Source organism: Pseudoflavonifractor phocaeensis (genome assembly GCF_016901735.1).
GTDB lineage: Bacteria > Bacillota > Clostridia > Oscillospirales > Oscillospiraceae > Pseudoflavonifractor_A.
Genome location: NZ_JACLZC010000097.1, coordinates 1 through 6,932, shown reverse-complemented (window position 1 = coordinate 6,932; position 6,932 = coordinate 1). Strand labels below are relative to the sequence as shown.

General features: G+C 62.6%; 8 protein-coding genes, 1 tRNA gene and 1 riboswitch. Of the genes, 2 read left to right on the top strand and 7 right to left on the bottom strand.

Going from position 1 to position 6,932, the window contains the following annotated elements; translation table 11 throughout:
- Positions 1-754: quinolinate synthase NadA (nadA, locus tag H7U37_RS14010; RefSeq protein WP_204876662.1), on the bottom strand; the 754-nt coding region annotated here is incomplete at its 3' end.
- A 198-nt stretch (positions 755-952) separates the two neighbouring features.
- On the opposite strand from nadA, the gene H7U37_RS14005 reads away from it, so the two are divergent.
- Positions 953-1,399 (top strand): CYTH domain-containing protein, encoded by a 447-nt coding sequence (locus H7U37_RS14005; protein WP_204876661.1) that lies wholly within the window; start codon positions 953-955, stop codon positions 1,397-1,399.
- 73 nt (positions 1,400-1,472) lie between these two features.
- Here H7U37_RS14005 and H7U37_RS14000 read toward each other — a convergent pair whose 3' ends face one another.
- The 6 genes from H7U37_RS14000 to thiW all read right to left on the bottom strand — a co-directional run bounded on the left by H7U37_RS14000 (position 1,473) and on the right by thiW (position 6,118).
- Complete coding sequence (locus H7U37_RS14000) at positions 1,473-1,916, bottom strand: stage V sporulation T C-terminal domain-containing protein (RefSeq protein WP_243413601.1); 444 nt, start codon at positions 1,914-1,916, stop codon at positions 1,473-1,475.
- Between the two features lie 27 nt (positions 1,917-1,943).
- Positions 1,944-3,251, bottom strand: coding sequence for a phosphomethylpyrimidine synthase ThiC (thiC, locus tag H7U37_RS13995; protein WP_204876660.1), 1,308 nt, complete (start codon positions 3,249-3,251; stop codon positions 1,944-1,946).
- Between the two features lie 28 nt (positions 3,252-3,279).
- A complete protein-coding gene (gene thiD / locus H7U37_RS13990) occupies positions 3,280-4,086 on the bottom strand; it encodes a bifunctional hydroxymethylpyrimidine kinase/phosphomethylpyrimidine kinase (protein ID WP_204876657.1) in 807 nt (268 codons plus the stop codon).
- A gap of 73 nt (positions 4,087-4,159) precedes the next feature.
- On the bottom strand, positions 4,160-4,807 hold the full coding sequence (gene thiE, locus H7U37_RS13985; protein ID WP_204876655.1) for a thiamine phosphate synthase: 648 nt from the start codon (positions 4,805-4,807) through the stop codon (positions 4,160-4,162).
- Positions 4,794-5,621, bottom strand: coding sequence for a hydroxyethylthiazole kinase (thiM, locus tag H7U37_RS13980; protein ID WP_204876654.1), 828 nt, complete (start codon positions 5,619-5,621; stop codon positions 4,794-4,796). Before thiM ends, thiE begins: the two co-directional genes overlap by 14 nt.
- The gene (gene thiW / locus H7U37_RS13975; RefSeq protein WP_204876653.1) at positions 5,618-6,118 is read right to left on the bottom strand and encodes an energy coupling factor transporter S component ThiW; all 501 of its coding nucleotides are present in this window, start codon (positions 6,116-6,118) and stop codon (positions 5,618-5,620) included. The genes thiM and thiW overlap by 4 nt, the downstream gene beginning before the upstream one ends.
- A gap of 228 nt (positions 6,119-6,346) precedes the next feature.
- Positions 6,347-6,454, bottom strand: a riboswitch (TPP riboswitch).
- Between the two features lie 134 nt (positions 6,455-6,588).
- Here thiW and H7U37_RS13970 point away from each other — a divergent pair.
- Positions 6,589-6,662: transfer RNA gene (locus tag H7U37_RS13970), tRNA-Pro, on the top strand.
- Positions 6,663-6,932 lie beyond the last annotated feature (270 nt).

The following is a 6,932-nucleotide window of genomic DNA, read 5'->3' as shown; positions in this document are numbered from 1 at the left end:
GGGGGAAGTAGAAGGCTTTGCCGGGATTGTCCCTGGTCAGGGGATGGCGGACGCCGTGTTCGGTGCAGATGATGAAGGCGGGGGCGTCGCTGCCGGCGGCAAAGCGGAGGATGCCGCTGGTGCTGCCCACATAGTCGGCCCCGTCCGTCACGGCCTGGGGACACTCGGGATGGGCCAGCACCAGAGCCTCCGGGTGGAGGGCTTTGAGGCGTTCCACCTCGTCGGACAGCATCCGGTCGTGGGTGGGACAAAAGCCGTTGGGGAGGAGGATCTCCTTTTCCGGCACCTGGGCGGCCACATAGCGCGCCAGATTCCGGTCAGGCAAAAAGAGGACGCGCCGCTGGGGAAGGGCCCGGACGATGTCCACCGCGTTGGCCGAGGTGACGCACACATCGGCGCAGGCTTTCAGCACCGCCGTGGAGTTGATGTAGCACACCACCGCCAGGTCGGGGTCCTGACGCCGCAATTCCGCCACGGCCCGGGGGTCGGCCATGTGGGCCATGGGACAGTCGGCCGCCGGCTCGGCCATGAGAACGGTCTTTTCCGGATTGAGGAGCTTGGCGCTCTCTCCCATAAAGGATACGCCGCAGAACAGGATGGTGCTTTGGGGCAGCTCCACGGCTTTTTTGCTCAGAAAAAAGGAGTCGCCCACATAGTCGGCCAACTCCTGTACCTCCGGCTCCACATAGTAATGAGCCAGGATCACGGTGTCCCGCGCCTTTTTCAACGCCCGGATCTCTTGCGCGATCTCCATTTCGGTTCACCTTCCATCTCAAAGTGCAGACATTATACCATATGGCATTATAGGTGACAAGACAGATAAATTGACAGAAAAACGGGGGGACTGAGAGGGAAAATTTTGGCTTGCAACGGAGAGAATTGTAGATTATGATGGAAAAGAAAATGGGATTTTGGATAAAATAGGATAAAACCAATAAAAGGAGGAGCCTTTATGGAGATCGAGCGAAAGTTCCTCATCGAAACGCCGCCGCCGGACACGGAGGGATACCCCCACGAGACCATCGAGCAGGGGTATCTCTGCACCGACCCGGTGGTACGGGTGCGGCGGAAGGGGGAGCGCTTTATCCTGACCTGCAAGGGGCCCGGTCTGATGGTGCGGGAGGAGTTCGAGCTGCCGCTGACGGAGGAGGCGTACCGCGGTCTGCTGGCCAAGGCTGACGGGACGGTCATCACCAAGGAGCGGTATTACCTTCCATACGGGGCCTATACCATTGAGCTGGACCGGTTCGGACCGCCCTTTGCCCCGCTGACAGTGGCGGAGGTGGAGTTTCCCACCCGGGAGGAGGCGCTGTCCTTTACGCCGCCGGACTGGTTCGGGCGGGAGGTCACCGGCGATCCGGCCTATACCAACGCCAGCATGAGCCGAAAAAAGGACTGAACAAAAGACAGGCGGAGCCGTCTCAACCCCAAAAGGGAGACAGCTCCGCCTGTTTTTTTGCGGAAAAAGAAGGTCAGGCCTCCATATGGCGGCCCAGGAAGGTGGAGATGGTCTGGACCAATTTATAATCGGTCTCGCTGGTCTCCATTTCCTCATCGCCGCCGGCGAAGAGGACGCAGCCCAGCACGTCGCCCTCCGCCAGAATGGGGGCGGCGCAGGAGACGAGGTAACGGCTGGCGCCCTCAATCACGGGGATGGGGGTTTCGTTGGGATGGTGCTGATAAATGCCCCGGCTCTCCATGATCTGCTCCAGGCCCTGTGAGAGAGGCCGGTCGGTGAGTTCCCGCTTGCCGGGACCGGCCACGGCCAGGCAGGTGTCCCGGTCGGTAATGATGGCCATGTGTCCGGTGGTTTTGTTGAGGGTGTCGCACATCTGCCCCACAAAATCCCCCAGACCGCCCATCAGGGAATATTTTTTGAAAATGACCCCGCCATCGCTGTTCGTATAAATCTCCAAGGGGTCGCCCTCGGGGGACACAGGGAATCAGAGAATGTCGATGTATTCGCCGCTCAAAGCCTTATTCATGGAGCGCACGGCGCAGAACTTGCCGCACATGGAGCAGGTGTCGTCGTGCTCGGGGGAGCGGTCGTCCCGGATGGCCTTGGCGGTCTCCGGGTCGATGGCGCAGGCCCACTGCCCCTCCCAGTCCAGAGCCCGGCGGGCGTCGCCCATTTTGTCATCGATGTCCCGGGCATGGGGGATGCCCTTGGCGATGTCGGCGGCATGGGCGGCAATTTTGGAGGCGATGATGCCCTGCTTTACGTCCTCCACGTTGGGGAGGGCCAGGTGCTCGGCGGGGGTGACATAGCAGAGGAAGGCGGCGCCGTTCATGGCGGCGATGGCTCCGCCGATGGCGGAGGTGATGTGGTCATAGCCGGGGGCGATGTCGGTGACCAGGGGGCCCAGCACATAGAAGGGGGCGCCCATGCAGATGGTCTGCTGTACCTTCATGTTGGCGGCGATCTGGTCCATGGGCACATGGCCGGGGCCCTCCACCATGACCTGTACGTCCTTCTCCCAGGCCCGCTTGGTGAGCTCGCCCAGGCGGACCAGCTCCTCGATCTGGCACACGTCGGTGGCGTCGGCCAGACAGCCGGGCCGGCAGGCGTCGCCCAGGGAGATGGTCACGTCGTACGCCCGGCAGATGTCCAGAATCTCATCGTAGTACTCATAAAAGGGGTTTTCCTGGCCGGTCATGCACATCCAGGCAAAGACCAGGGAGCCGCCCCGGGAGACAATGTTCATCTTGCGCTTATGCTTGCGGATCTGGTCGATGGTCTTGCGGGTGATGCCGCAGTGGAGGGTGACAAAGTCCACGCCGTCCTGGGCGTGGAGGCGGACCACGTCGATGAAGTCCTGGGCGCTGAGGGTGGCCAGGTCCCGCTGGTAGTGGATGACGCTGTCGTAGACGGGCACGGTGCCGATCATGGCGGGGCACTCCCGGGTGAGTTTTTGGCGGAAGGGCTGGGTGTTGCCGTGGCTGGACAGGTCCATAATGGCCTCGGCGCCCATATTGACGGCGGAGAGGACTTTTTGCATTTCGACGTCGTAATCCTTGCAGTCCCGGGAGACACCCAGATTGACGTTGATCTTGGTGCGCAGCATGGAGCCCACGCCCTCGGGGTTGAGGCAGGTGTGGAGGCGGTTGGCGGGGATGACCACCTTACCAGAAGCCACCAGCGGCATCAGGGTTTCCACGGTCATGTACTCTTTTTCGGCCACGGCCTTCAGCTCGGGGGTGACGATCCCCTTGCGGGCGGCGTCCATCTGTGTGGTATAATTGCGTTCCATGGTTTTCTCTGCTCCTTTTCGTATCCAGTCAGACTTCCAGATCGGCGTAATCGCCGGAAATGGCAAAGGCATGATTCATGGGCCCGCTGCCCTGTCCCAGGTCCAGCCCGTCGGCCAGCGCGCCGGAGAGGTAGCGCTTGGCCTGCTCCACCGCTTCCACCAGTCCGCGCCCCTTGGCCAGGTTGGCGGCGATGGCGCTGGAGAGGGTGCAGCCGGTGCCATGGGTGTTGGGGTTGTCGATGCGCTTGCCGTGGAGCCAGGTGATAGTCCCGCCGCTCCACAGCACATCGTCCGCGTCTTTGACCCGGTGGCCCCCTTTACAGAGCACCGCGCAGCCGTAGCGGCTGCCGATGGCTTCCGCCGCCCGCTCCATGGAGGCCCCGTCGGTGATGGTCAGTCCGGAGAGCACTTCCGCCTCGGGAATGTTGGGGGTAAGCACTTCGGCGAGAGGGAAAAGCTCCTCTTTCAGCACGGAAATGGCCTCCTCCGAGATGAGACGGGCCCCGCTGGTGGCCACCATCACCGGGTCCACCACGATGTGCGCCGCGCCGTACCGGCGGAGCTTTTGGGCGATGACGGCGATGAGGGAACCGGAGGACACCATCCCCACCTTCACCGCCTGGGGCGGAATGTCGGTAAAGATGCTGTCCAGCTGCTGGGCCAGAAATTCCGGGGGGACTTCCAGGATACCGCTGACGCCGGTGGTGTTCTGGGCGGTCAGGGCCGTGATGGCGCTCATGGCGTAGACGTGATGGGCGGTCATGGTCTTGATGTCTGCCTGAATACCGGCGCCTCCGCTGGAATCGCTTCCGGCGATCGTCAATGCTGTGACCATAGAAAAAACTCCTTTCAGCAATGCCGTTTTGTAACGCGACGGAAGGTGGTGCCCCCAATCCGCCGCGAGGGATTCAGTTTTTGGAAGAGACCAGGTCAGTGAGCATGGCCCTTAAGGTCCGGGCGGCTCCTTCCACGTCCTGCTGTGCAAAAATGCCGCTGACGATGGCCGCGCCGGCCATGCCGGAGCCGGTCAGCCGGGGCAGGTTGCCGGTGTTGACGCCGCCGATGGCCACCACGGGCAGGTCCACCGCTCCGCAGATTTTTTTCAGCATACCGGGGGGCAGGGCGCTGGCGTCGTCCTTGGTGCTGGTGCCGAACACGGCCCCCACGCCCAGATAGTCCGCGCCCTGTGCCTGGGCGAGGCGGGCCTCCTCCACGTTGTGGGCCGAGACGCCGATGAGCTTGTCCGGGCCCAGGCGCCGGCGGGCGTGGGGGAGGTCCAGATCCTCCTGGCCCAGATGGACGCCGTCGGCATCCACCGCCAGAGCCACGTCCACATTGTCGTTGATGATGAGGGGCACGCCGTACCGGCGGCAGAGGGGCAGCAGGGCGCGGGCTTCAGCACGGAAGGCCTCCTGATCCAGGTGCTTTTCCCGCAGCTGTACGCAGGTGACCCCGCCCTTGAGGGCCTCCTCCACCACCTCATAGAGGGTCCGCTCACCCAGCCAGGTCCGGTCGGTAACGGCGTAGAGCAAAAAGGTTTGGTTATTCCAGTGCAAAACGGGCTCCTTTCTCCAGCTGTGAGCCGGTCATGTGGTAGATGCTGTCGATGATGCGGTCCCGGTAGGCCATGTTGCCCTCGCCGGGGGCCAGTCTGTCCCAGCCCAGCTCACCGGCCAGATCCATGGCGCACACGGCGGCGGTGACCGCCTCCAGAGGCTCGTCCGGATTGGCGGCCAGAAAAGCGGCGGTCAGGGCGGAGAGCTGGCAGCCGGTGCCGGTGACCCTTCCCATCTCGGGCCGTCCGCCCCGGACCACAAAGCAGCGCTGCCCGTCGGCCACCAAGTCCACCGCGCCGGTGACGGCAATCACCGCGCCGGTTCGCCGGGCAAAGGACCGGATCAAGTCCTTTGCCGCGTCCATCCGGTCCTCGGTAATGGCATCGGCCGGGTCGGCGTCCACGCCGTGCGCGGCGCTGTGGAGGGCGGCCAAGGTGCGGATCTCGGAGATATTGCCCCGGACGGCGGAAAATTTAACGGTTTTGAGCAGCTCCCGGGCGGTTTTTGCCCGAAAGTCGGAAGCGCCCACCCCCACTGGGTCCAGCACCACCGGATGGCCCAGCCGGTTGGCGGCCTGGCCGGCGGACAGGAGGGAGGGGACGGTGCGGCTGCTGAGGGTGCCCAGATTCAGGTGGAGGGCGTCGCAGCCGGCAGTGATTTGGGCGGCTTCCGCCGGGTCGTCGGCCATGATGGGCCGTGCGCCCACCGCCAGGAGGAGGTTAGCCACGTCGTTGGCGGTGACATAGTTGGTGATGTTGTGGACCAGGGGCTGCTTTTGCCGCACCCGGTCCAGATACAGGCCCGGCGCGGTCATGGCTGTTGTAAGCGGCGGATCACGCCGGAGTGGGACATGGCGGACAGGACCACCCAGGAGACGACGGACCCCACGGCTGTGGAGATGAGGAAGGGGATGATAAAGGCATAAAACGCGGCGGACTGTCCCATGACGTAGACGGACACGGGATAGGCGGCCAGACCGCCCAGCACGGCGGTGCCAAAGACCTCCGCCGCGCAGGTGGGGAAAAGCCTGGGAAATTTGGCATAGACCAGGCCGCAGAGCAGCGCGCCGAACATACTGCCCGGAAAAGCCATGGGGGTTCCCAGGCCCAGGATATTGCGCAGAAGGCTGGCCACGAAGGCCACGGCCACGCCGTACCAGGGGCCCAGAAAGACGGCGCAGATGATGTTGACCATATGCTGGATGGGGGCGCATTTGGAGCCCAGGAAGGGGAAGGAGAACATACTGCCCACCACGGCGACGGCGGTGAGGATGCCGGCAATGGTCAGCTTCTGGAGGCGGGTGGATCTCATGGTTGGATACAGCTCCTTTTCGGATGTGATACTTTCCTGAAAGCAGGAAAGGCGGTCGAAGCTTTCTGGCTTCCTCTCACGCCGGAACACGGCTTCCCATCGCTGTATGCACATAACACGGCCCAGGGCGCTCCCCCTTTGCCGCGCCGTCTCCCGGCACAGACGGCGTTTCTTCTGCCGGTTCTCGACCTCCTGGCGTTCCAATTAAAAAACGGATGCGCCAACCTGACGCATCCGCTTTTCGCATCCCTACGTTGGCATTACCCAAATCAGGTTCACGGGTCGGAGTTGGATGACTCCCTCTCAGCCTGCACACAAGCTCCCCGGTGATATTTGATTGATGATGTATTAGTATACGAGGATTGGGGGAATTTGTCAAGCGGCGGGAAAAAAGAGAAAAAAGGGCTTGCAAAAGAAAACAGAGTGTGCTACAATAAACGAGCTGTCAGGGACAGCGCAAGAGAATAGATCCGGGTGTGGCGAAGTTTGGTATCGCGCTTGAATGGGGTTCAAGAGGCCGCTGGTTCGAATCCAGTCACTCGGACTTACAAAACCGTCTGTGGAAACGCAGACGGTTTTTGTTTTTGCAAAGGTTACCCCGAACCAGCGGCCTCTTGGCGCCGGAGGCGCGTAAAAATCGGCCGCTGCCCGGGAGGGCAGGCGGAACGCCGGCCCTCCCGCTGGTTCGAATCCAGTCACTCGGACCAAAGATTGGGAGCGGATCTACCTGATGGAGGGACCGGAAGGTTTTACAGTAGAGCGACGCGGTCGTGGAAGTAAGGGTCGTCCCAAACAACTGTCGAAAGCGGTGGAA